The sequence below is a fragment of the Desulfoluna butyratoxydans genome, assembly GCF_900699765.1.
GTDB lineage: Bacteria > Desulfobacterota > Desulfobacteria > Desulfobacterales > Desulfolunaceae > Desulfoluna > Desulfoluna butyratoxydans.
Genome location: NZ_CAADHO010000002.1, coordinates 487395 through 509981, shown reverse-complemented (window position 1 = coordinate 509981; position 22587 = coordinate 487395). Strand labels below are relative to the sequence as shown.

At 59.3% G+C, this 22587-nt stretch carries 16 protein-coding genes; all 16 read right to left on the bottom strand.

Annotated elements, in window-relative coordinates; translation table 11 throughout:
- The 16 genes from MSL71_RS07290 to MSL71_RS07215 all read right to left on the bottom strand — a co-directional run bounded on the left by MSL71_RS07290 (position 1) and on the right by MSL71_RS07215 (position 22568).
- Positions 1-780, bottom strand: a complete 780-nt coding sequence (locus tag MSL71_RS07290; RefSeq protein ID WP_180138271.1) for an alpha/beta fold hydrolase — start codon at positions 778-780, stop codon at positions 1-3.
- Positions 773-1333 carry an inosine/xanthosine triphosphatase gene (gene yjjX / locus MSL71_RS07285; protein ID WP_180138269.1) on the bottom strand — a complete coding sequence of 187 codons (561 nt, stop codon included), beginning with the start codon at positions 1331-1333 and terminating at the stop codon, positions 773-775. The genes MSL71_RS07290 and yjjX overlap by 8 nt, the downstream gene beginning before the upstream one ends.
- Positions 1333-2283, bottom strand: coding sequence for a ketopantoate reductase family protein (locus tag MSL71_RS07280; RefSeq protein WP_180138267.1), 951 nt, complete (start codon positions 2281-2283; stop codon positions 1333-1335). Before MSL71_RS07280 ends, yjjX begins: the two co-directional genes overlap by 1 nt.
- Before the next feature lie 434 nt (positions 2284-2717).
- Positions 2718-4013, bottom strand: coding sequence for a helix-turn-helix domain-containing protein (locus MSL71_RS07275; protein WP_180138265.1), 1296 nt, complete (start codon positions 4011-4013; stop codon positions 2718-2720).
- 212 nt (positions 4014-4225) lie between these two features.
- Positions 4226-6034, bottom strand: coding sequence for an acyl-CoA dehydrogenase (locus MSL71_RS07270; RefSeq protein ID WP_180138264.1), 1809 nt, complete (start codon positions 6032-6034; stop codon positions 4226-4228).
- 282 nt (positions 6035-6316) lie between these two features.
- Positions 6317-6946 carry a TetR/AcrR family transcriptional regulator gene (locus MSL71_RS07265; protein ID WP_180138262.1) on the bottom strand — a complete coding sequence of 210 codons (630 nt, stop codon included), beginning with the start codon at positions 6944-6946 and terminating at the stop codon, positions 6317-6319.
- 200 nt (positions 6947-7146) lie between these two features.
- Positions 7147-8154 carry a radical SAM protein gene (locus tag MSL71_RS07260; RefSeq protein WP_180138260.1) on the bottom strand — a complete coding sequence of 336 codons (1008 nt, stop codon included), beginning with the start codon at positions 8152-8154 and terminating at the stop codon, positions 7147-7149.
- Positions 8155-8299: 145 nt separating this feature from the next.
- On the bottom strand, positions 8300-8854 hold the full coding sequence (locus tag MSL71_RS07255) for a cyclic nucleotide-binding domain-containing protein (protein WP_180138258.1): 555 nt from the start codon (positions 8852-8854) through the stop codon (positions 8300-8302).
- A gap of 347 nt (positions 8855-9201) precedes the next feature.
- The gene (gene carB / locus MSL71_RS07250; protein ID WP_180138256.1) at positions 9202-12414 is read right to left on the bottom strand and encodes a carbamoyl-phosphate synthase large subunit; all 3213 of its coding nucleotides are present in this window, start codon (positions 12412-12414) and stop codon (positions 9202-9204) included.
- Positions 12415-12756: 342 nt separating this feature from the next.
- Positions 12757-13893, bottom strand: a complete 1137-nt coding sequence (carA, locus tag MSL71_RS07245) for a glutamine-hydrolyzing carbamoyl-phosphate synthase small subunit (RefSeq protein WP_180138254.1) — start codon at positions 13891-13893, stop codon at positions 12757-12759.
- A 285-nt stretch (positions 13894-14178) separates the two neighbouring features.
- Positions 14179-16521: an FAD-dependent oxidoreductase gene (locus tag MSL71_RS07240; protein WP_180138252.1), complete on the bottom strand. Its 2343-nt coding sequence runs from the start codon at positions 16519-16521 to the stop codon at positions 14179-14181.
- A 5-nt stretch (positions 16522-16526) separates the two neighbouring features.
- Positions 16527-18164, bottom strand: coding sequence for a glutamate synthase-related protein (locus tag MSL71_RS07235; RefSeq protein ID WP_180138250.1), 1638 nt, complete (start codon positions 18162-18164; stop codon positions 16527-16529).
- Entirely contained in the window at positions 18128-19258 is a 1131-nt protein-coding gene (locus MSL71_RS07230) for a class II glutamine amidotransferase domain-containing protein (protein WP_180138248.1), read from the bottom strand. Before MSL71_RS07230 ends, MSL71_RS07235 begins: the two co-directional genes overlap by 37 nt.
- A gap of 945 nt (positions 19259-20203) precedes the next feature.
- On the bottom strand, positions 20204-21313 hold the full coding sequence (gene asd, locus MSL71_RS07225; protein WP_180138246.1) for an aspartate-semialdehyde dehydrogenase: 1110 nt from the start codon (positions 21311-21313) through the stop codon (positions 20204-20206).
- Between the two features lie 194 nt (positions 21314-21507).
- Positions 21508-22041 carry a tetratricopeptide repeat protein gene (locus tag MSL71_RS07220; RefSeq protein ID WP_180138245.1) on the bottom strand — a complete coding sequence of 178 codons (534 nt, stop codon included), beginning with the start codon at positions 22039-22041 and terminating at the stop codon, positions 21508-21510.
- A 218-nt stretch (positions 22042-22259) separates the two neighbouring features.
- The gene (locus MSL71_RS07215) at positions 22260-22568 is read right to left on the bottom strand and encodes a hypothetical protein (RefSeq protein ID WP_180138243.1); all 309 of its coding nucleotides are present in this window, start codon (positions 22566-22568) and stop codon (positions 22260-22262) included.
- Positions 22569-22587 lie beyond the last annotated feature (19 nt).

The window sequence follows — 22587 nt, the reverse complement described above, 5'->3', positions numbered from 1 at the left end:
TCAGGAAGCGGCCCGATCGTAGAAATCGACCAGGGCGGCCACCACCTCGTCCCGCTTCTCGTGGTGGGCCACGTGGCGGCAATCGCTCACCTTAAGGGCCGTGGCCCCGGCAACGGAGCGGCAGATCGCCTCCACCTGTCCCCAGGTACCGTACTGATCGTGTTCCCCCTGGATCACCAGGGTGGGGGCCGCCACCGCGGAGATGGCCTCGGTGATGTCCCAGGTTCGATGGGAAGGGGAAAGCCAGGTGTCGGCCCACCGCCTAAAGGCTTTTTCCGTATTGTCGCCATGGTGCCGGGCGAGTTTTTCCCGAAAGGTGCCCTCGGCAAAATAGCTGTCGGCATCGGCAATGCCGTCGATGGTGAGCTCGTCCACATACACATGGCAGGCCTCCACCACGATCCCGGTCGTGCGGTGGGGAAACATGGCCCCGAACAAAAGGGCAATGGTGCCGCCGTCGCTGTGGCCGAAAAAGAGGGCCTGGTCCAGGCCCAGGGCGTCAAGCACCAGCGGCAGCATGGTCTCTGCCTCAAAGGCGGGGTACTGGGAGTTGGCCTCCCACTCGGTCAAAGGGGATGATTTGCCGTATCCCCAGCGGTCCCAAGCCCAGACCGTCCGACCCGTGGCCCGGCTGAGGACCTCGGGAAAGTCGTGCCACATGCCCACGCACCCCAGACCTTCATGCAGCAGCACGATGGGCACGGCACCGGGGTTGTCACCTTTCACACACACGGTGTAAAGGGTCTGGCCCAGAACAGAAAGCGTCTGCTCCTCACGCATGGGCCTCTCCTTTTGCCGAGGCGGCAAGGGCCACAAGGGCCATGGTCACGGCAGGGACCATGTAATCGGCACGGGTCACGGCCCCGTTTGAGAGAAGGCCGATGATCCCTTCGGCATAGCCGATGCGCCGACTATCGGAAAGCCCGGCCCGATGCACGGCCTCGTCCAGCTCGCAGCCCCCGTCCACAACCATCCGGCACACCTCGCCGGGGAGCTCAAAGGCCGGGCCCACGCCCCGGTGAAACCGCTGGCCGTCGTAAATCACGCAGGCGGTGAGGTTCATGTATCCGGTCTCGGTGCCGGCAACGGGCACCAGGCCCGACTCCAGGCCCACGCCGTAGCCGGAGCCGCCGTAGGCCCCCTGGGCCCTGTTGTCGGCCCCGCTGAGGGTCTCCTCATAGCCCACTGGCTGGTCCGACACCCCGGAGGGAGAGGCCACCGACACAAACGAAAGGTTATTGAACCCGTTAAAGCTTTGAAAAGCCCTTTTTACCGCATCAAGCTTGTTGGGGTTGGCCGAGCCCACGGCCACCCGAACACTGTCCTCTGACATCACGCACAATCCTTTTCCATAAACCCGATGATATCCAGCACCGTCTGGTTCACGGGCACCGGCACCCCGTGTTTTTCCCCTAAGCGAACCACCTCGCCGGTGAGGGCATCGATCTCGGTCTTCTTGCCTGCCTTGAGGTCCTGAAGGGTCGAAGAGACGTGGCTGGCTGCCGTGGGAAGAAGATCGCCGGTGAGCACCGCAAAATACTCCTCCGGGGTCTCCCACCAGGTGCGGTAACCGGCCGCGGCCATCACCGCAAAAATCTCGTTGACCACGGACCGCATCAGGCGCAGCCCTTCGGGGTGGTGGGAGAGCTTGCCGTAGGGCACGCCGAAGATGGCCCCCAGAGAATTCAGGGAGCCGTTAAAAAGCATCTTGGCCCAGAGGTCTTTTCCCACATCGTCGGACGGGGTACAGGAGAGCCCGCCCGTGGTGAGGGCCTCTGCCAGGGGGACCAGCTCGCCGTCCATGGGCCTCTCCAGGTGCCCCATGGAGATGGGGGCCACATGGACGGTGATGTGACTGGTGTTGGGGGCCGGCCTGGAAAACCCGGTGATGACCCGGGCGTTGTAGACACGGTCCGGATCCACCCAGCGGGAAACCCGCTCCCGGTTGCCCCAGCCGTTCTGGCAGAGCACCACGCAGGTGGCGGGCCCCAGAAGCCCGGGAACCGCTGAAAGGGCCTTTCCCGCCTCCCCCGTGGCGCTGGACTTGGTGCAGACAAGCACATAATCATAGGGCCCGTTTGCCGAAAAATCATCCGGGGACACCCCGGCCCGCACGTTGCGAAACACCGCCTGCCCCAACAACCCCGTGCGCGTGAGCCCCCCTTCCGCAATGGCGTCAGCGCCCTCTTTCCGGGTCACAATATCCGGGGTCACCCCCGCCTCAGCAAGGCACGACGCCAGTCCCAACCCCACGGCACCGCCCCCAAACACCAATACCTTCATATGATGACATCCTTTCGCTGCTTTCCACTGTCAAAACCGGTCCACAAAACGGCCTCCGGCGGCGAGGTGAGCCACCTCGAAAGCTGATTGCCCTTGCGCTTTGTCCCTCGTACCTCGGGCCAAAGCGCAAGGGCCTCCGGCTCGGGCTTCGCCCGACAAAAACGCTGATGGTGTATCCGGGCTGCTTTACAGGCTTCGGAGTCTCAGGATACGCAGCCATATTTTGTTTTTTATCATATTTAACTGAGGTGCCTCCGGCGGGTTGCTAAAAAAACTCCGCAATAACATTCCGATTGACTGTCCGTTATGTTCCGAACAGTCGACTCGCCGAAAGCGTTCCACCGCTCCACGTCATTCGTAAGACCTTTTATCAAACTTTTCAAATATTTGACCCCAGGCAGGGCCGCCGGAGGCTTTTTTTCTTCCCGTACGCTTTACACCTGGCGCAGTTTGAGCCAGAGGATCACCGCTTTTTCCTCCCCTTTGTTTTTCCAGCGGGAGGGGGTGCGTTCCACCAGGTGGATGAGGGAGCCTTCCACGGCTTCGAGGTCCCGGCTGCCGCTCTGGAAGAGGACGCTGCCCTTGATGACGTAGCCCACCTCTTCACACTTCTCGTCGAAGAAGTGCTGCTTGATGACCCGGCCCGGCTCGATCTCCAGGAGCCACACCTCAAAACCCGTGTCCCCGCCCGAGGGGATCACCTGGCGCACGGATCCGCCTTTTCCTGTGATGCCGGGGATGTTGATGTCCTGCCACTGGGAGGGCTCGTAGACCGGGGTGGCCTCTTCGGCGGAGTTATCTGAGAAGAAAGAGCCTGTTTCCACGGCAAGGAGCTCTGCCATACGGAACAGGGCGGGAAGGGAGGGGTAGATCTGGCCGTTTTCAATCTGGCTGATGGTGCTGGGGGTGACCCCCACCTGCTTGGCCAGGCCGGTCTGGGAAAGGCCCGCCGAGGTGCGGAAGTGCTTGAGGCGGCTTCCGATGTCGATGCGGCCCCAGCCCTTCTGGTCCCCGGAGCCGAACACCACCTCCCCGTCCCGCACCCAGTAGCCCTGGGGCTTGTTCAAGGGGCCGTGTTCCCGGCCTTCGGCTTTGATGAGGTTGAAGAAAAATTTGCCTCGTTTGACGGACAGCTCGATGACCACCTGGGCGATCTGGGCGATGCCCGCTTTAAGCCGGTCGCTGTGGGCCCGGTGCTCAATGAGCCAGTACGCAATGGTGCTCAGTTCATAGAGCTTGGGGCAGGTGCGGGTATAAAACTTCAGGATCCGCTCCTCATCGCCCCAGAGGTCCTGCATGCCGGTGATGGACTCAAAGATAAACCGGGTGTCCAGGCCGTGGTCCGCCAGGTTGCTCTCCAGGGCGTCGGAGAGGGCCGATGGATCCGAGGGGTTCTCCACCAGGATCACATTGGCGTTTCGTTCCCGCGAGCTGTAGTACTTGAGGAACAGCTCGCTGCCCCCGCCTTTGCCGTGGGTGAAACAGTCCAGGATGGTAAGCCCGGGGGCATCGGCCAGGGGTCCCAGCTTTTTCACGAGGTTGTTGGGAGACCGGTCGAAACTGACATAAATCACCGGCTTGTCTTCCCGTGCGGATGCTTCCATGAGTTTCAGGCAGTAATCGGAAGCCAGGCTCCCGGAATCATCATGCCAGATGACGTTGTCTCCCACCCGAAGTCCGTCAAGTATCTCGTCCACTTTCCCGATGCCGGTTCCCGCTTTTTGGTGCATTCTTACGTCCTCAAAATGGTTGTGAGCCCTAAAATTAAAGATCCCGTTCATGGTTCGCCGCCCATGCGGCCGGGGGCGTCCCCTCCAAACGCCCGCGCCGGTAACACGCGTCTCCCCATAATAACAAAGCCCGGAAGAGGATGCGAGGCACACTCTTCCGGGCTTATATATAGCACTGATCAGGGATGAAATCCCCTATAACCTCTTATCGGTTAGCCGATGAATGCGTCTTCGGGCATCTCCATGATGGAGCCGGTGAGGCCTTTGACGGAGTCCATCTTGCCGAGGCCGATGGGCAGCATGTGCTCGATGAAGAACTTGGCGGTAACCACCTGACCTTCGTAGAAGGCTTTGTCCTTCTTCTTGGCTTTTTCGATCTTGGGCTGAGCAACGGCAGCTCTCCAGAGGTGCATCCAAGCCATGATCAGGTCACCGCAGCACTCCTGGAAGAGGGTAGCGGAACCGAAGGCGTCGAGGAGCTTCTCGCTCATGGCGGCGCCGCCGATGGCCATGGCGCACTCACCCACTTTGTTCAGGGCGGCTTCAACCTTGGCAGCCATGTCTTCGAGACCGGCTTCCTTGGCCAGGGCGATGGCAGCCTGGATTTCACCCATCAGGTCCATCATGGGCTTGCCTTTCTTCATGCCGAGCTTACGGCCGAGGAGGTCCATGGCCTGGATCCCGTTGGTGCCTTCGTAGATGGAGGTAATCTTGCAGTCACGAAGGAGCTGGGCCTGGGGATACTCTTCGATGAAGCCGTAGCCGCCGTAGATCTGGATACCCAGGGAGCAGACTTCGAAGCCCTTGTCGGTGCCGTAGCTCTTGGCAACCGGGGTCACGATCTCGATGAGGCCGTTGTACTTGTCACGAACTGCTTCGTCTTCGGCGGTGGAGACCATGTCGAAGCAGAAGCCCATGTAGTAGAGCAGGGAACGCATGCCTTCAACATAGGACTTCATGATGAGCAGGTTGCGACGCACGTCGGGGTGCTGGATGATGGGCACACCCTTGGGCTCGGCGTCGAGCATGGAGAGCAGGTTGGGGCTCTGGATACGCTCTTTGGCGTAGTTCACGGCGTTCATGTAAGAGGTGGTGGCAAAGCCGTGACCCTGGAGGGCAACGCCCTGACGGGCTTCGTTCATCATGAGGAACATGGCCTTCATGCCCTTGTTCTTCTCACCGATGAGGGTACCGCGGCACTTGCCCTTGCCGCCGAAGGCGATGGAGCAGGTGGCGTTGCCGTGGATGCCCATCTTGTGCTCTACGCCGGTGACGACCACGTCGTTGTCTTCGCCGAAGCTGCCGTCATCGTTGACCCAGAGCTTGGGCACGATGAACAGGGAGATACCGCGGGTCCCTGCGGGGGAACCTTCGATACGGGCGAGAACCGGGTGGATCACGTTGGGAACCATGTCGGAGTCGCCGCCGGAGATGAAGATCTTGTTGCCCACGATGTTGTAGGTGCCGTCGTCGTTGGGGGTCGCCACGGACTCAAGGGCGCCTACGTCACTGCCTGCGTTGGCTTCGGTGAGACACATGGTGCCGCCCCACTCGCCGGTGTAGAGCTTCTTGAGGTAGAGCTCCTTCTGCTTGTCGGAACCGAGGCTGGCGATGATGTTGCCGCAGCCGTGGGTAAGGCCGGGGTACATAAGGAAAGCACAGTTGGCGCCGGTGAAGAGCTCACCGCAAGCCAGGGAAACAGAGTGGGGAAGGCCCTGGCCGCCTACTTCCGGGGCATCGGCCATGGCAACCCACTCGTTCTCGCAGAAGAGCTTGTAGGGCTTGTGGAATGAAGGGGGTACCTTCACCTGGCCGTTTTCCAGCTTGACGCCCTCTTCGTCACCGGTCTTCTGGGTGGGAAGAATTTCATTGACGGCGAACTTCCTGGCTTCGGACAGAACCATGTCGATGGTTTTCTTGTTGAAATCACCGTACTTCTCGGTCTCTGAAAACTGAGCAACGTTCAGCATTTCGTGAAGAACGTAATCCTGGTCCCTGCGGTCTGCAATCTGTTGTGCCATAACCAAATCTCTCCTTATATTAAGACATTTTAAGATTATTTAAGGCATATTAAGGGCCTTGTCAGCTCTGAAATCTAATGAATTCCCTTCCAATACAGCACTTTCGACCAAATCATTATTACTCAAAGCAGAACTATGTTTATGGTTTTACACAAAAAACCAATGTCCCGCCTGCCTTGTGTGGCAACGCCCTTACAGGCCTAAAACAAGCCAATTGTCAGCGTTAACGCGGTATTATTCCAGATTTTTACCTGTCGGTCAATAACTATCCCGACCTCTCCCTCACTTGGAGACACAAAAGCCGTTGGTCAGAAGCTCAAAGGCCCGATTCAGCCAGGCTTCAATGTCGTAAGCCTCCTTGTTCCCCGAAACCCAGGGCCAGATGGCCGAAAAGATCACCCCGTAAAACAGGGCCGAAAGGTCTTCGGCGGGGTAGGGTCTGAACTCCCCTTTTTCCACCCCCTCCTGAAAAATCTCGGTGTAGGTCTCCACCATCTTGTCGTTCAGGCGATTGATATCGGCGTTGAGCTCCGGGGAGAGGATCATGTCGACGCTGCTCCGCAGGGAAATGTACACCCGCACAAAGGCCTGGTTGCTCCTCAGGAAGCGGGCGTTGGCCTGGAGACAGGCGTATGCCCTGTCCCTGGGGGCCAGATCCTTTCGCGAGGCGGCCTCGGCAATGAGGCGGCCCAGGCGGATGCCCCTGTCCATCACCATGTCGTGGAAAATCTGCTCTTTTCCACTGAAGTACTTGTAGATGGTGCCCAGGGGATATTCGGACTTCTGACTGATCTGAGCCATGGTGGTCCCGTAGTACCCCCTCTCCGCAAAAACGGAAAGTGCCGCTTCCAGAATCTCTTCCCGACGCCGTTTGTACTCCCGTTCCTTTCTGCTCAGTCCCGAATCCGTCACGCCCCCTCCCAGTTAGTGAAGTAAATTTTATTATTATTTTGACTTATAATTCTGTCAAGTTGTTTCTCTACGAACCATCGGAAAAGCAGGAAGGGCGGGCTGTTTCGGTGCTATCCCCCCGCCATGGAAATCTACTCGATCTGGTATCAGGGATGCGTATGTCACCCAATACCTTGGGGAATCACCCGCCCTTTCCCGACTTACTTCGGGGTGATCTCCTCCTTGAGCAGGCAACATGCCACGCGCCACTCCGGGGTCCCATTTTCTTTGTATACAATGTTTCCGGGCTGGATGATCCGGTTCATGACGCACCCCTCGGCAATGGAGAGATCAAAGAGATCGGTCTCGTTGATGCGGGGGGCATCCTTAAGTTTCCCGTCCTCGATGACCATGGAGTGAACGGGAAAATCTTCGCACAGGGGACACCTGTAGACCCTGCCGTTGGGAAAGAGAAAGAGGTTGTCCGCCACATGGCCTGCGCACTCGAAGGCCTCTCCCTCCTCTAAGAACACCTTGGGCCAGGTGACCTTGATCCCCCTTCGGGCCACCTCTTCGGCCACCTTGGGAACCACCTCCATCCAGCTGTCCCGGGTCACGCGCATGAGGCCTTCCTCTTCAGCCTCTTCCCGGGCTGAGTTGCCGCGGATTCCCAGCACCTGGATAAAAAAGTGGTTCACCCCGAGTTCTTCCAGGAGGTCGGGCATCTGATCCAGTTCGTGGAGGTTGGCTCCGCTCACCGTGTAGATCAGACTTGTGGAGAACCCCTTGGCCACCCCTTTACGGATACCGGCCATGCAGGTCTCCCAGGAGCCTTTGCCCCGGATGGGGTCGTTGGTGGCGGCGGTGGCGCCGTCCAGGCTGAAGGAGAGGGCGTCCACCTCGGCCGGGGTCACCTTGTCCAGGATGTCATGAAAGAGGTACCCGTTGGTATCGATGGTGATGGAGGCGTAGCCTAAAGCTCTGGCTTTTTTGATGGCCCGGGCAAGGTCGGGGTGCATGGTGGGCTCCCCGCCAAGGAAGATGATATTGGCCTCCTTGGAGCGCGTGGCAAACAGGGCCAGCCACTCTTCGATGGTCTCAATGGGCAGGGTCTGGGTTCCGTGCTGGGTGGGGTTGATGTAGCAGTGGCGGCAGGAGAGGTTGCAGGCCGTCAGGATATGGAAAAAGACGTTGGTGGCGTCTTTGGTAAAGGATACGGTCTTTCTCATGGTTTGTCCTTCTCGTTCGGACCTTCAGGCAGGGGAAAAGACTCCCCCCGGCAATCTGCCGATCCGAACACGGACAAAAGACGCGGCACAGGAAGAAATGGGGTTGTGACTCCCTGGTATTCCCCGGAGCGGTCTCAGTCGGCCATCACTGCTGGGAGCCTTCGATGTGGCGCCTGATGATGACGTTCATTTTCTCTTCTCTGATGCGCTGAAGATCCTGTTTGGTCTTGATCAGTTCCTCGTTGGTTGCCCGAAGGCGAATGGACATGTACTCGGCAAAGATGCGGTAGAGGAGCAACAGAAAGTCGAGGCGTTCGTCGTGGTCGGCCCCGTCTCCTTCCAGCTTCTCCCCGGCCATGGTGTTAACGGCAATGCAGGTGGTTCGTCCCACGGCCGTCACCGTGGCGGACCGCTTCAGGGAGTCGATGATACGCATCTCCCCGAACAGCTCCCCGATGTTGGTCAACCGGGTGATCTCCACGTCCTCTTTGGATACCCGTACGGAACCGGCCAGTAAAAAATAGAGCCAGGGATCCCGATCCCCTTCTTTGATGATCTTCTCACCGTCCTCATACTCACGGATTTTACTCAGCTTCAGGAGTTTTCCGAGGTAGCGGGTTTCGAAATTCTTCAAAGCTGGAATGCTCATGAGTTTCTGGATATTCTGAATATTATCCTTGAGATATCGCGTCTCAATCATGAAGCCTCCTGCCTCCTTTCCATAGAGAAATCCAAGCGGTCCCGTCGGTACATCCGACACAATCCTCAAATTAGTCCCTGTTTGCAGATTATTCAATAAAAATTGTCACTATTCAGCCCAAACAAGCCTTCCGGGGCCAAACTTTTAAAACATTTGACAAACAAGTCGTTGGAGAGCCCTTCCAGGCTTCGCCGAAATCTATTCGACAGGGTCCTGGATAAAAGGGGTGGGTCTTGCCGTGGACTAGCCAAAGACGAGGGAAAGATGAGGAGCTTTCCGGACCATCCATGGCCGGGTCAATGATGGGGTGAAAGGCGCGGCAGAGCCGCGCCTTTCAATGGGCGGGATTAGCAGTGGTAGTCCTGGAGCGGTTTGACCGCGCAACTCTCCTCTTTCAGGCGGGCAATGGCACGGGCAACGGCCATGGCACCGGTGAGGGTCGTGGCAAAGGGCACCTTGAACTTCAGGGCGGCCCTGCGGATCTTGTACCCGTCATGGGTGGTCTCGCTCGTGCCGGACGGGGTGTTGATCACCAGCTGGATCTCGTTGTTCTTGATGGCGTCCACCACGTGGGGGCGTCCCACCGAGACCTTGTTCACCAGCACGTTGGCCACCCCGTTCTTGGTAAGGAAGTCCGAGGTGCCGCTGGTGGCCATGATGGTAAAGCCAAGGGCCTTGAACAGGGAGGCCGTGGGCAGCATCTGGCCCTTGTCTCCCTCCTTGACGCTGATAAAGACGGTGCCCTCGGTGGGCAGGTCGTCTCCGGCAGCGATCTGGGCCTTGGCGTAGGCAATGCCGAAGTCATCGCCGATGCCCATGACCTCGCCCGTGGATTTCATCTCGGGACCCAGCAGGGTATCCACATGGGGGAACCGGTCAAAGGGCATCACCGCTTCTTTCACCGAGATGTGGCTGGGAACGAACTCCTTCTCCAGGCCAACCTCGGCCAGGGTTTTGCCCAGCATCACCTTGGTGGCCAGTTTGGCAAAGGGGATGCCCGTGGCCTTGCTCACAAAGGGAACGGTACGGGACGCCCTGGGGTTGACCTCAATAATATAGAGGCGGTTGTCCTTGATGGCGTACTGAACGTTCATCAGCCCCACCACGCCCAGCTCTTTTGCCATGGCGCGGGTGGCTTCGTGGATCTCGTTGAGCAGGCGGTTGGGGATGCTCATGGGCGGAAGCACGCAGGCTGAGTCGCCGGAGTGGATCCCCGCCTCTTCGATGTGCTGCATGACCCCTGCGATGATGGTCTTCTTCCCGTCGGAGATGGCGTCCACATCAAGCTCCACCGCATCCTCCAGGAACTTGTCGATGAGCACGGGGTGGCCCGGAGAGGCCTCCATGGCTTCCCGGATAAACCCTTCCAGGTCCTCTTCGGAGTAGACCACGCGCATGGCCCGACCGCCCAGCACGTAGGAAGGACGCACCATGACGGGGTAACCGATGCGGCGGGCCTCCACCAGGGACTCCTCGTAGTTCATGGCGATGCCGCTCTCGGGCTGGGTGAGCTTCAGCTTCTTGAGCATGGCCTGGAACTCGTCGCGGTCTTCGGCGCGGTGGATGCTCTCGGGTTGGGTGCCGATGATGGGCACCCCGGCTGCCTTGAGGCCCAGGGCCAGGTTCAGGGGGGTCTGTCCCCCGAACTGCACGATGACCCCGTAGGGGTTCTCCTTTTCCACGATGTGCAGGACATCCTCTTTGGTGAGGGGCTCGAAGTAGAGCTTGTCCGAGGTGTCGTAGTCGGTGCTCACGGTCTCGGGGTTGGAGTTGACCATGATGGACTCCACGCCCTCTTCGCGCAGGGCAAAGGAGGCGTGCACGCAGCAGTAGTCGAACTCGATGCCCTGACCGATACGGTTGGGGCCGCCCCCCAAGATCATCACCTTCTTGTTTTCCGTAACCCTGGCTTCACACTCCTCTTCATAGGTGGAGTAGTAGTATGGGGTCGAGGCCTCGAACTCGGCGGCACAGGTGTCCACCAGCTTGTAGACGGGTCGGATGCCCAAAGCGTAGCGCTGAGCACGGACCCAGTCTTCGTCCGTACCGGTGAGCACACCGATCTGCACATCGGAGAACCCGTTGCGCTTGGCGCGTTTGAGAAGGTCGGCGTCCATCTTCTTGCCTGCGTCGCGGATCACGTCTTCCATGTCGCTGATGCGCTTGATCTGGTGGAGGAACCAGGGGTCCACCTTGGTCATGGCGTGGATCGCCTCCAGGGAGATCCCCGCCTTCATGGCCTGGCGCAGGTAAAAGAGGCGCTTGGAGTTGGGGGTCACCAGGTGGTGCTCGATGTCGGTCTTGGAAAGCTCCTCCACCTCACGGCCGTCGCTGCCCAGGCCGAAGCGGCCGATCTCCAGGGAGCGGATCGCCTTCTGGAGGGACTCGGTGAAGGTACGCCCGATGCTCATGGTCTCACCCACGGACTTCATGGCCGTGGTGAGGTAATCTTCGGTTTCGGGGAACTTCTCGAAGGTCCAGCGGGGCACCTTCATGACCACGTAGTCGATGCTGGGCTCAAAGGAGGCCAGGGTCTCGCCGGTGATATCGTTCTTGAGTTCGTCCAGGGTGTAGCCAACAGCCAGCTTGGCGGCAATCTTGGCAATGGGGTAGCCGGTGGCCTTGGAGGCCAGGGCCGAGCTTCGGGAGACCCTGGGGTTCATCTCCACCACGATGATCTCGCCGTCGGCCGGGTTCACGGCAAACTGGACGTTGGAGCCGCCGGTGTCCACCCCGATCTCGCGGAGGATGGCGATGGAGGCGTCACGCAGCTTCTGGTACTCCTTATCGGACAGGGTCTGGGCCGGGGCCACGGTGATGGAGTCCCCGGTGTGGACCCCCATGGCATCCAGGTTTTCGATGGAGCAGATGATCACGACGTTATCCGCCTTGTCCCTGACCACCTCCAGCTCGTACTCTTTCCAGCCGAGGACAGACTGCTCCAGCATCACCTGGGTGTTGAGGCTGGCCTCAAGACCTGCCTTGCAGAAGGCCTCCAGCTCCTCGGGGTTATAGGCCACGCCCCCGCCGGTGCCGCCCAGGGTAAAGCTGGGCCGGACGATGATGGGAAAGCCGATCTCATCGGCAACCTGCCTCACCTCGTCCATGGTGGTGGCAAACCCGCTTCGGGGAATGTTCAGGCCGATCTTGTTCATGGCGTTGCGGAAGAGCTCGCGGTCCTCGGCCTTCTTGATGGTGGCCACGTCCGCGCCGATCATCTCCACACCAAACTTATCCAGAACGCCCATCTCGGCCACGCCGATGGCGGTGTTGAGGCCGGTCTGGCCCCCCAGGGTGGGAAGGATGGCGTCGGGCCGCTCCTTTTCGATGATCTTGGCCAGGGTCTCCGGGGTCACCGGCTCAATGTAGGTGCGATCGGCCGTCTCCGGGTCGGTCATGATGGTGGCAGGGTTGGAGTTCACCAGAACCACCTCGTACCCCTCTTCCCGCAGCGCCTTGCACGCCTGGGTCCCGGAGTAATCAAATTCACACGCCTGGCTGATGATGATGGGCCCGGCGCCTACGATCAATATCTTATTTATGTCGGTGCGTTTTGGCATGATCCCTTGCCTCTACTAATCTATCGGTTATGGTTGCCTCCGGCGAGCCTGCCGGGGGCCAAACGTTTGCCCAATGTATATGAGCTGGGTTTGACAAACAGGTTATAAACACGTGAGGTGCCTTCGTCTTCCTGACCTGCACAGGTTTAAACATGACCGGAAGCATTTTGACCTCATTCAATTCACCTCAGCCTCACCACGGGCGAAGCCCGTCAGCGAATGTGATCGACCTGAGGAACGAAGGTCAGGAGCATTCGCGAACCTGGGGCCCAGGGGATCATCCCCTGGCCGCCGGAGGCAAACTTTCGGGCATAAAAAAACAGGGCAACAAGTGCCCTGTTCTTAAACAGTGAAACGTTCCATCATGGAAACAAACTCATCAAACAAGTACTGGGCATCGTTGGGGCCCGGAGACGCCTCCGGATGGTACTGCACACTGAGCACGGGGTGAACCTTGTGTCTCAAGCCTTCCACGGTGCGGTCGTTGAGGTTCACATGGGACACTTCCACGTCGGCTGCGGACAGGCTGTCCATGTCGGCTGCAAATCCGTGGTTCTGACTGGTGATCTCCACCTTGGATGTTTCGGTGTTCTGCACGGGCTGGTTGCCGCCGCGGTGGCCGAACTTGAGCTTGTAGGTCTTTCCGCCCAGGGCCAGGCTCATGATCTGGTGGCCGAGGCAGATGCCGAAAATGGGGCGGTACCCGATGAGGGCTTTCACCGTCTCTACGGCGTAGGTCACGGGCTCGGGGTCGCCGGGGCCGTTGGAGAGAAAGATTCCGTCGGGGTTCATGGCCTTGACGGTCTCAGCGGTGGTGTTTGCGGGCACCACAATCACCTCGCAACCTGCGGCTTCCAGAAGGCGGATGATGTTGAACTTGATGCCGAAGTCAAAGGCCACCACCGCTTTTTTCTCGCCTCGGGCGGTAAAAAGGCCCTCTGCCAGCTCTTCCTGAATGAAGACCGGGGTGTCGTTGACCAGGCGGTAGGGCTTGTCCGTGGAGACGCCGCTGGCCAGGTCGCACCCTTCCATGGAGGGCAGGGCCTTGGCTTTTTCCACGAGGGCCTCGGGGTTGGCCACATCCGTTGAGATGATGCCGCGCTTGGCGCCGTGGGTCCTGAGGTGCAGGGTCAGTGCCCGGGTATCGAGTTCATCGATGCCCACGACATTGGCTGCCTTGAGGTAGTCAGCCAGGCTCATGTCGGCCCGCCAGTTGCTGTAATCGTCCTGATACTCTCGGACGATGAGGGCTGAGGCCTGGATCCGGGAGGACTCCACGTCCTCACGGCTTACGCCGTAGTTTCCAATGAGGGGATAGGTCATGGTGACCATCTGTCCACGGTAGGAGGGGTCGGTGAGAATTTCCTGATACCCCGTCATGCTGGTGTTGAAGACAACCTCTCCACCCACCTCGCCGGGACCTGTAAAGCTGCGGCACGAAAAAATTCGTCCGTCTTCGAGGGCAAGCAGTGCTTTCATGAAAGGTGATTCCTTATTTGACAAACGATGCGGGACACCAAAGGGCGGCCCTGCATGGCCCGTCCATAATGCATGAATCATGGTGAGACGGATCACGTGGATCCATCGTCATTACGGCTCTTTGAAGGGGTGTTTTCCTTTGCCGGAGTCCGCGCGCAACTATCCCGCTTCTTACGCAGGCGGTAAAAAGCGGGATAGCAATAAACCAAATGGAAACTGTCAGCTGTTGTGTCGGTGAAGATAAAAGGGCGCTCCCCTCACCTTGAAACCGATATAAAACCGGTTTTACCCCATGGGGGTGTTGGTGATCAGGGTCCAGATCCCGCACGGGCAGGCATCGGCGCAAAATCCGCAGCCAATGCAGCGATCCGTCTTCACCACATACTCAAAAGGCGAGCTCGGATTCCCCGTCTCGCGTCTTTCAATCGCCTCTTTGGGGCACAAGGTAACACAGATACCACAGTCTCTGCAACTCCCACATGACGAACATTCGGTTCCGCAGGTCTGGAGATCTTCAAAGACGGAGAGCCTGGGGTCGAAATAGGCCAGGTTCATGCGGTCTTTGGCGATCACCTCCCGGGGGTCCCGTCCAGACGGACGCTTGCCCTTACTGATGGCGTCGATGGTCTCGGCGGCTCGCCTGCCCGCGCCGATGGCGTCGGTGATGAGCCCGAGCCCCGTGATATCGCCGATGGCAAAGATCGAGGGGTCGGTGGTCTGGCCGTTCTCGTCCACGGAGACGTAACCGTTCCGGGCAATGGTGACGCTTCGGGGCAGAAACTCCGAATCGGCCATGTCCCCGATGGAGAGGATCACTGTATCGGCTTCCAGAAGCTCTCCGTCCGTGAGCAGCACGCCCTTGTCCGTAATCTCCCGGGTAAAGCAGGGCCACTTGAACTTGGCCCCGGCCTTTTCGGCGGCCTCTTTCTCTTCGCCGAAGGCGGCGGGTTCCTGGATGTCGATGAGGGTGACATCCTCAGCCCCGCAGCGCACGGCCTCGGTGGCGGCGTCACATGCGGAGTTGCCCGCACCGATGATCACCACCTTTCTGCCCGGCTTGGCCTTGTTCTCCTTGGCCTCGGCCAGAAAATCGTTGCCGGTGACCAGGCGCTCTTTTCCGGGGATATCGAGCATGCGGGGTTTCTGGGCCCCTGCGGCCATGACGATAAAGTCGTTGTCCGCCTTCATCCGATCGAGCTCCACCGCGGACAAGGGCTGCTGGAGATGGATGTGGGGCAGAATCTCGCTGATGCGAGAAAGCTCCGCATCCAGGACCTCTTTGGGAATCCGGCTCTCCGGGATCACCGAGGCGATCTTTCCGCCCAGGGTGGGGGCGGTGTCGTAGACCACGGGATCATGGCCGGCCATGCGCAGCTGCCAGGCCACGGAGACTCCGGCGGGCCCGCCGCCGATGACCGCCACCTTGCGACCGGACACCTCCGGCACGCTGGGTACCTGGGCCGCAATGCTCGCCTTGCCCAGCTGCTTGATGTCGATGGAGGGCATAAAGGCCGACTGCTTGGTGCAGGCCGCCATGCAGGGGTTGGGGCAGAGGTAGCCGCACACCGTTGCGGGAAAGGGCGTGTAGTGAAGGGCCAGTTCCACGGCCTCGTCCACCAGACCGTTTCGCACCAGTCCCCAGCGCTGCTGAACGGGAATACCCGAGGGACAGGCCCCCTGGCAGGGTGCCACGTACTTCTGGTTCTCCCACACCGGCACAAAACGCCGCATCTCTCCGGTGGTGATGACGGGGACATGGCTCATGTCCAGGTCGGTAAGGTCTCCGATGAGTCCCCCCTCCCCCAACTCGCTGTCCCACACCTCACGGCGAAAGGAGGCCATGGACCGGGTTGCGCTTCCCATCTTCTCCTGGGGAGTCCGGGCCACGATGAGCTGCCAGTCGTCGCGACGGGCCAGCTTGGTGTAGGCGTCCTCTTTGCCGATACGGGAAAGAAAGGACTTCAGGTTCGTTGCAAGCCACTCCCACTCCTCATCGGAGATGGGGGCCATGCGGGCGTCGCCCTGGCTGTAGCCTTTGATGGGACCCCGGAAAAAGACCCGTCCCCCCACCATGCCCACCAGGGGGCGGTAGCCGAGGACGTTCTCTTCGTTCTGGGGATCCCAGCCGCAGACCACGGCGGTGCCGCCAGCCATGAACTCGCCGAAATAGTCACCGGCCGACCCCAGCACCCAGAGTTCAGGGGGTTCGAACCGGGGGTTCTCCTTGGTCATGGTCATGCCGCGGGCGCCGATGTTGCCGCATACGGACACACGGCCCTGGGCCATGGCGTTGCACGCGCCGTTGGAGGCGTTGCCGTGGACGATAATCTCGGCCCCGGCGTTGAGCCAGCCGATGTCGTCGGAGGCCGCCCCCATGATTTCGATGGTCGTGTTGGGAAATCCCATGGACCCGGTCCGCTGACCGCAGGTGCCGGTGATCCTGACAGAGACCTTCTCATCACCGGCGCCGTGAAGGCGGCCGCCGATGCCGTGCTGCCCTAAGGCATCCACCTCAATCTGTCGGTACCCTTTGGCGACGGCCTTCTGGATCTTCTCCTCCATCTGGCGCGAAGCAATGCGGGTTCCCTCTTCCTTTCCATGGATGGTAATTTTCGTCTTGCTCTTCATGTCGGTTACACCATGTATTTGATATCGAGACGTTCTGCCGCGTCGCGGTCGTCAATCCCCAGGGCATCGGACATGCCGATGGGCAGGGAGGTGGATCGGCCAAGGGGTGCGATGATCTTTTTGAGCTCGGTGTCAAAAGAGACATACATATCCACCACGCGCTGGGCCACATGCTCCGGGTCGAGGCGACGGTAGAGCCTGGGATCCTGAGAGGTGATCCCCTTGGGACAGATCCCCAGGTTGCAGACATTGCACCGGTCGGCCTCGGAACCGACACAGCCGGCTGCCGCCTGCATCACGTACTTGCCCGTCTGCACCATGCTGGCCCCCAGCATGATGAGGGAGGCCGCGTTGGCCGCCAGGTTCCCGTTCTTGCCGATGCCGCCGCCGGCAGACAGGGGCAATTCGTTCTCCATGCCGATCTCCACCAGGGTCTTGTAGCAGTCCCGTAAGCTTGATGCGATGGGGTGCCCCATGTGGTTCATGGAGACATTGTACGCCGCCCCGGTGCCCCCGTCTTCCCCGTCGATGGCAAGACCCGCCGCGTAGGGGTTTCGGGTGAGGTTGTTCAAAACCGCAAGGGAGGTGGAAGACGCCGAAATTTTGGGGTACACCGGCACCCGGAAGTTCCAGGCCATGGACATGGACTGGATCATCTTGGCCACGGACTCCTCAATGGAGTACTGGGTCTGGTGGGTGGGCGGACTGGGCAGGCTGACCCCGGTGGGGACGCCGCGGATGGCCGCAATCAGTTTATTGACTTTATGCCACATCAAGAGACCGCCATCGCCGGGCTTGGCGCCCTGGCCGTACTTGATCTCGATGGCGCAGGGATCCACCTTCATCTCGGGGATGGCGTGGATGATCTCGTCCCAGCCGAAGTAGCCGGAGGCCACCTGGAGGATGACGTATTTCAGGAACTCGGAGCGCAGCAGGCGCGGAGGGCACCCGCCCTCACCTGTGCAGATGCGCACGGGCATGCCCAGCTCTTCGTTCAGGTAGGCCACTCCCATCTGGAGCCCTTCCCACATGGTGGGGGACAGGGCACCGAAGCTCATGCCGCCGATGACAAGGGGATAGATCTCCCGCACCGGGGGGACCCACTCGCCCTTCATCTGGCGCTGGATCTGCTCCTTGGGAGGCAGCACCCGACCCAGAAGGGTCTTGATATCAAACTCGTGGCGCCCGGCATCCAGGGCCGGGTCCGTGAGCATGGAAATACGGGTGAACTTGATCCGATCGAGGATCCCTGCGCCTTCGGACTTCCTGCGACCGCCCCGCTTCAGGGGCTGACCGCCCTGGTCGATGTGGTAGCGCTGCTTGTCCGCTTCGTCGTTCCGCCTCGGAAGGATGGCGTCGTTGGGACAGACCTGGGAGCACATGGCGCACCCGATGCAGGCGTGCTTGGGCTCGGTCTTCTGGCGAATGCCGTAGAACAGGGAAAATTTGTTTTCCACCTTGCCGCTGAGCCCCATGGGGACGTCGACGTGCCGCTTGCGGAAGACCCCCAGCTCAAGGGCCTTCACAGGGCAGACTGCCGTGCACTGGCCGCAGAGGGTGCAGGCATCCTTGTTCCAGTCGATCTGCCAGTGCAGATCCTTGATGCTTAATGAGGAAGGTGTAATCGTTCCGTTTGCCGACATATCTGAACCTCCTGACGATCGGGACCCACAATGGCCGTGTCGAGATACATGGGTTGAAAATCTTTGGACTTGTCTCGGTCGGGAATGGCTGAATCCAGGCCGCAAATCTCAGATGAGTAGGCGAAGATTCCGGGCCGTCCCCCGATGACCCCGGGGCGCAGCTTCTTTCTGTCCTGCACCATAAACAGGCTGTGGTCCGGGAGGCTCCCGATGACACAGTTGGGCCCGTCGATGATCAGGCGCCTGCAGGTGTGTTTCAGCTGGGTGAGCAGATCGCTGTTGGCGTGGGAAGCCAGGGCTTCTCCTGCCAGGGGGGTGATGATGTGCTTGTAGAACTCCAGCCCCAGGCCCAGCTCTTTTTGCATGTAGTGCAGAATATGGGTGAACACCTCGGAGTCGGAGTTGAACCCCATGTACCCCTCAAAGCCCCTCTTCTGAAGGAATTCCCGGATGGGAATAAAGGCAGTGTTCTCCCCGTTGGTCATGGTGGAGAAGCCCTGGACAAAGAAGGGGTGGCACGCGTAGAGGTTGATGGCGTAGTTGGTATTCTGGCGTCCCTGAGCCATGATGATGCGGGCCTGGATGTCGTTGGCGTCAAGCTTGAGGTAGCGTCCGACAGTCAGGGGATCGCCGATCTCTTTGATCATGATGACATCGGGCCAGAAGGAGAAGACGATCATGTCTTTCTCCTCTTCACCCATGGCGCGGAGCTCCAGGCGGATGCGGGTAAGCTCCTCCTGCTTTTTCTCCCAGCTCCAGTCCTCCCACTCCTCGGGGTATTCATAGGCGCGGATGAGATAAACGTCCCGCTTGGGCACCCCTTCGGGGGGGGTCTTGTCGAGTTTGAAGGAGATCTTGTATTTGGTAATAAAGCCCTTCTCCATCATCTTGACGTCAAGGCGACGGAGCCCGGCCTCGGTAAAGATCCCCGAGAGGATGGGTGCATCCTTCATGGTTTCAAACGGTCCGCCGAGGTCCCTTAAAAAGAGCCCGACACCGGAGCCGTCATGGCCTTCCCGCATCACGTCCAGGGCCTCAAGGGCCACCATGGGCGATACGGGATCTTCGCTGGTGATTGCAAACAAACGACACATCTTTGTCTCTCCTTACACGGGTGCGAATCCATATCTCACACGAGAAAAGATCATTTCACGCCAGCGAGACATCCGTCGGCGCAAAGTGATCTCGAAGATTTTCAAACAACCCCCTTGGTCCCACATCGGTTAGCTGCCTCCATGCCTGACTGAGGCATGGGGCCTATTCTCTGCCGGGATCTCCCTTTTTACTGCGGCCAACGGGGCCACAAGACGGAGACATCCAAAGCCACCACTCCCTATGGGGCGGGCTCTTGGCCGTCCTGTCGGGAAACACCGCAAGGTGGTATGCATGAGATAAACCAGGTCGTGGTTTCGCAAAAGCCATCGCTGGGAAGCCCTTCCGAAACCGTCCATCGTGGGTGGTAAATCGGTATTATTACCGAACTCGAACAAGAAAAGCAATAATTTTAGTTTATTACACAGATATATCAGATACCAGATACAAAACACCCCCACCCAGCCATCGTGATCCATTCCGCGTTACGAAGCCGGCGACGGGCGTATTTTCGGGATTTCGCCATTTTTTGGTAGCAAATCTGAAAAAAACGCATTCGCAACAGTTAAAGTGACGATATTTGCTTGATATCAAAAGTATCAGATTCCATCAGTGATCTGACTCCCGGACTCCCCTGCTGCGGATCGGGCGCGTATGGCCTGCCCAAGGCCCATATTCAAGGCCATGATGACTGCCTCCATGCATATATGTCACACCCCACGCGAATTCCTCGATAACGCTTGCACAATGGCAGCCTTCATGCATTCGCCACAGGGTTTCCAGGTGCCCCCACCTGGCCGCCGGAGGCGCGCCCATGAAAAGGCTATTTGCAGGGGCGCCTTTCGCTTTTCCCCGGCAACAAAAAAAGCCCCCGGCAGGTATGCCGGGGGCTTTCTTTACAACTGACAGATCTCTTTTAGGTGTGCTTCCCGCAGGAAGCAAAGGGATCAGGCGGAGAGCTTCTCCACAGCAATATTCAGCATGCGGCGCACGGGCTCGGCCGCTCCCCAGAGGAGCTGGTCACCCACGGTAAAGAGGCTGATGACCCCGGGACCGAGGTTCATCTTTCGGATACGGCCCACGGGCACGGTGAGGGTCCCGGTAACGGCCGTGGGGGTGAGGTCCTTCAAGGTGGCTTCCTTGGTGTTGGGAACCACCTTCACCCAGTCGTTGGCTGATGCCAGCAGGCGTTCCACCTCGGCGATCTCCAGGTCGTCCTTAAGCTTAAGGGTAATGGCCTGGCTGTGGCAGCGCATGGTACCGATGCGCACACAGATACCGTCGATGGGAATGGGCGTCTCGTTTTCCAGGATCTTGTTGGTCTCGGAAACCCCTTTCCACTCTTCCCGGGTCTGACCGTTCTCCATGGGGCTGTCGATCCAGGGAATGAGGCTGCCGGCCAGGGGGGCACCGAAGTTGTCCGTGGGAAAGGCGTCACCCCGCATGGCACCGGCCACGGCAGTGTCCACGGCAGCCACGGGGCCGTCAAGGATGGGCTGCGCCGCTTCGTTGATGGCGCCCATCTGGGAGACCAGCTCTTTCATGTTTTTGGCGCCGGCACCGGAGGCCGCCTGGTAGGTCATGGTAGAGAGCCACTCCACCTGGCCCGCCTCAAACAGGCCGCCCAAGGCCATGAGCATGAGGCTCACCGTGCAGTTGCCGCCGATGAAGTCCCGAATGCCCGCATCAAACCCTTTGTCGATGACCTCACGGTTTACGGGGTCCAGGACGATGATGCTTTTTTCGGACATACGCAGGGCAGAGGCCGCATCAATCCAGACACCGTTCCATCCGCCCTCGCGGAGCTGGGGGTGTACCTTTTTGGTGTAGTCGCTGCCCTGGCAGGAGACGATGACCTCCATGCCTTTAAGGATCTCCACATCAAACCCGTCCTGGAGCACCGGGATCTCTTTTCCGATGTCCGGTCCCTTCTGGCCTGCCTGGCTGGTGGTAAAAAAGACCGGGTCGATGCCCTGAAAATCATTTTCCGACCGCATTCTCTCCATGAGAACCGAGCCGACCATTCCTCTCCATCCGACGATACCTACCTTCACCATGATTTTCATGCTCCTTACGATATGTTTGAATAACGATCAGCCTGGGTCATCAGACAGTTTCCATCCCTCCCCTTCAGGGCCTCGGAAGCTGATCGGTGTGGTGTCACATCGCCCAGGCAGCCGCATTGTGCGCCTCAACGAGTGCATTAATATGAAACCTGCTTAGCTGAACACGGTCCCCACTCTTGGCTTTGTCAATCCATGCCCTGGATGATCCGCAGCAGCTTCGGGGCCAGGGGGGACCCGGCTCGGTGCAGTTTCCGGTATACCTCAAGGGCTTTTTCCATCTGAGCTGTTTCGTCATAAGCCATGCCCAGCCGAAAGGTGGTGGGCAGGTCATCGGGCTTCAGCTGCGATGCCTGATAAAAAGCGGACAGGGCCCCGAAGTAGTCTCCGGTCTCCTCCTGGAGGTTGCCGAGACGATAGTGGATCTCCCAGCTCTCCGGGTGGCGTTCGGCCCCCTTTTTCAGCACACTGACGGCCTTCCAGCGTTTCTTGAGCCGAAGGTAGCAGTCGCTCAGGAGCAGGGTCGCCGACTCATTGCTCTCGGCCTCGGCCTCCAGGGACTGCTTCAACACCTTCGAGGCCTCTTTGTATTGCTCCTTTCCGTACAGGGTCCGTCCCTCGTTAAAAAGGGGCCCGGCGTACAGGGCAGAAGACCAACCGGCAATCAGAAGGGCCGCCAGCCATATGCACCCCCACCTGCGATTCCTGCGAGATATCATCATGATTCATTCCATCCGTTCACTGATCCGGTTCACATCATGTCGCCGCCCCTTGAATACAGAAGAGCACCCACAGATATCGACAAAGCCATATCGCTTGGTCAACACGTTGCGTGGTCATCATGAAAGATGTCGGCGATTCTCAAGGAAGCATTTCCCAGCGGCGAGGTACATACGATAAAGATCTTATAGATAAACACAAAACGTCAAGAAACGGCAAGCTATTCCTGACGCGCCTGCTGTTTTAAGGCATGGCCCCCGGGGTCGGGAGTGCTCTTTTCTGCTTTCGTTTGTGGAGCCGTGACCCGGTGAGATGGGCTGGCTGGTGACATGATGATGGGCATATGAAATTCACCTGGCTTTAACCGGAATATCTCCGGCGGGACGCTTTTTGAAAAAAGGTCCCCTTCGCGTTCAGCTTTGCGTAAAAAAATGTTCTGGTGCAGGTGAAAAACGAAAAAGGCGAGGCAGTGTTGCGGGGCGTCAACAAAGAAAACCAGATTGCCAAACCCAGCTTGAAAAATAGGCAAGGGGATGGCCCCCGGCACG

Excerpts from the sequence above, each read along its gene's own strand:
- MSL71_RS07290 (WP_180138271.1), bottom strand. The coding sequence starts at position 780 with ATGCGTGAGGAGCAGACGCTTTCTGTTCTGGGCCAGACCCTTTACACC.
- yjjX (WP_180138269.1), bottom strand. The coding sequence starts at position 1,333 with ATGTCAGAGGACAGTGTTCGGGTGGCCGTGGGCTCGGCCAACCCCAAC.
- MSL71_RS07280 (WP_180138267.1), bottom strand. The coding sequence starts at position 2,283 with ATGAAGGTATTGGTGTTTGGGGGCGGTGCCGTGGGGTTGGGACTGGCG.
- MSL71_RS07275 (WP_180138265.1), bottom strand. The coding sequence starts at position 4,013 with ATGCACCAAAAAGCGGGAACCGGCATCGGGAAAGTGGACGAGATACTT.
- MSL71_RS07270 (WP_180138264.1), bottom strand. The coding sequence starts at position 6,034 with ATGGCACAACAGATTGCAGACCGCAGGGACCAGGATTACGTTCTTCAC.
- MSL71_RS07260 (WP_180138260.1), bottom strand. The coding sequence starts at position 8,154 with ATGAGAAAGACCGTATCCTTTACCAAAGACGCCACCAACGTCTTTTTC.
- MSL71_RS07255 (WP_180138258.1), bottom strand. The coding sequence starts at position 8,854 with ATGATTGAGACGCGATATCTCAAGGATAATATTCAGAATATCCAGAAA.
- carB (WP_180138256.1), bottom strand. The coding sequence starts at position 12,414 with ATGCCAAAACGCACCGACATAAATAAGATATTGATCGTAGGCGCCGGG.
- carA (WP_180138254.1), bottom strand. The coding sequence starts at position 13,893 with ATGAAAGCACTGCTTGCCCTCGAAGACGGACGAATTTTTTCGTGCCGC.
- MSL71_RS07240 (WP_180138252.1), bottom strand. The coding sequence starts at position 16,521 with ATGAAGAGCAAGACGAAAATTACCATCCATGGAAAGGAAGAGGGAACC.
- MSL71_RS07235 (WP_180138250.1), bottom strand. The coding sequence starts at position 18,164 with ATGTCGGCAAACGGAACGATTACACCTTCCTCATTAAGCATCAAGGAT.
- MSL71_RS07230 (WP_180138248.1), bottom strand. The coding sequence starts at position 19,258 with ATGTGTCGTTTGTTTGCAATCACCAGCGAAGATCCCGTATCGCCCATG.
- asd (WP_180138246.1), bottom strand. The coding sequence starts at position 21,313 with ATGGTGAAGGTAGGTATCGTCGGATGGAGAGGAATGGTCGGCTCGGTT.
- MSL71_RS07220 (WP_180138245.1), bottom strand. The coding sequence starts at position 22,041 with ATGATGATATCTCGCAGGAATCGCAGGTGGGGGTGCATATGGCTGGCG.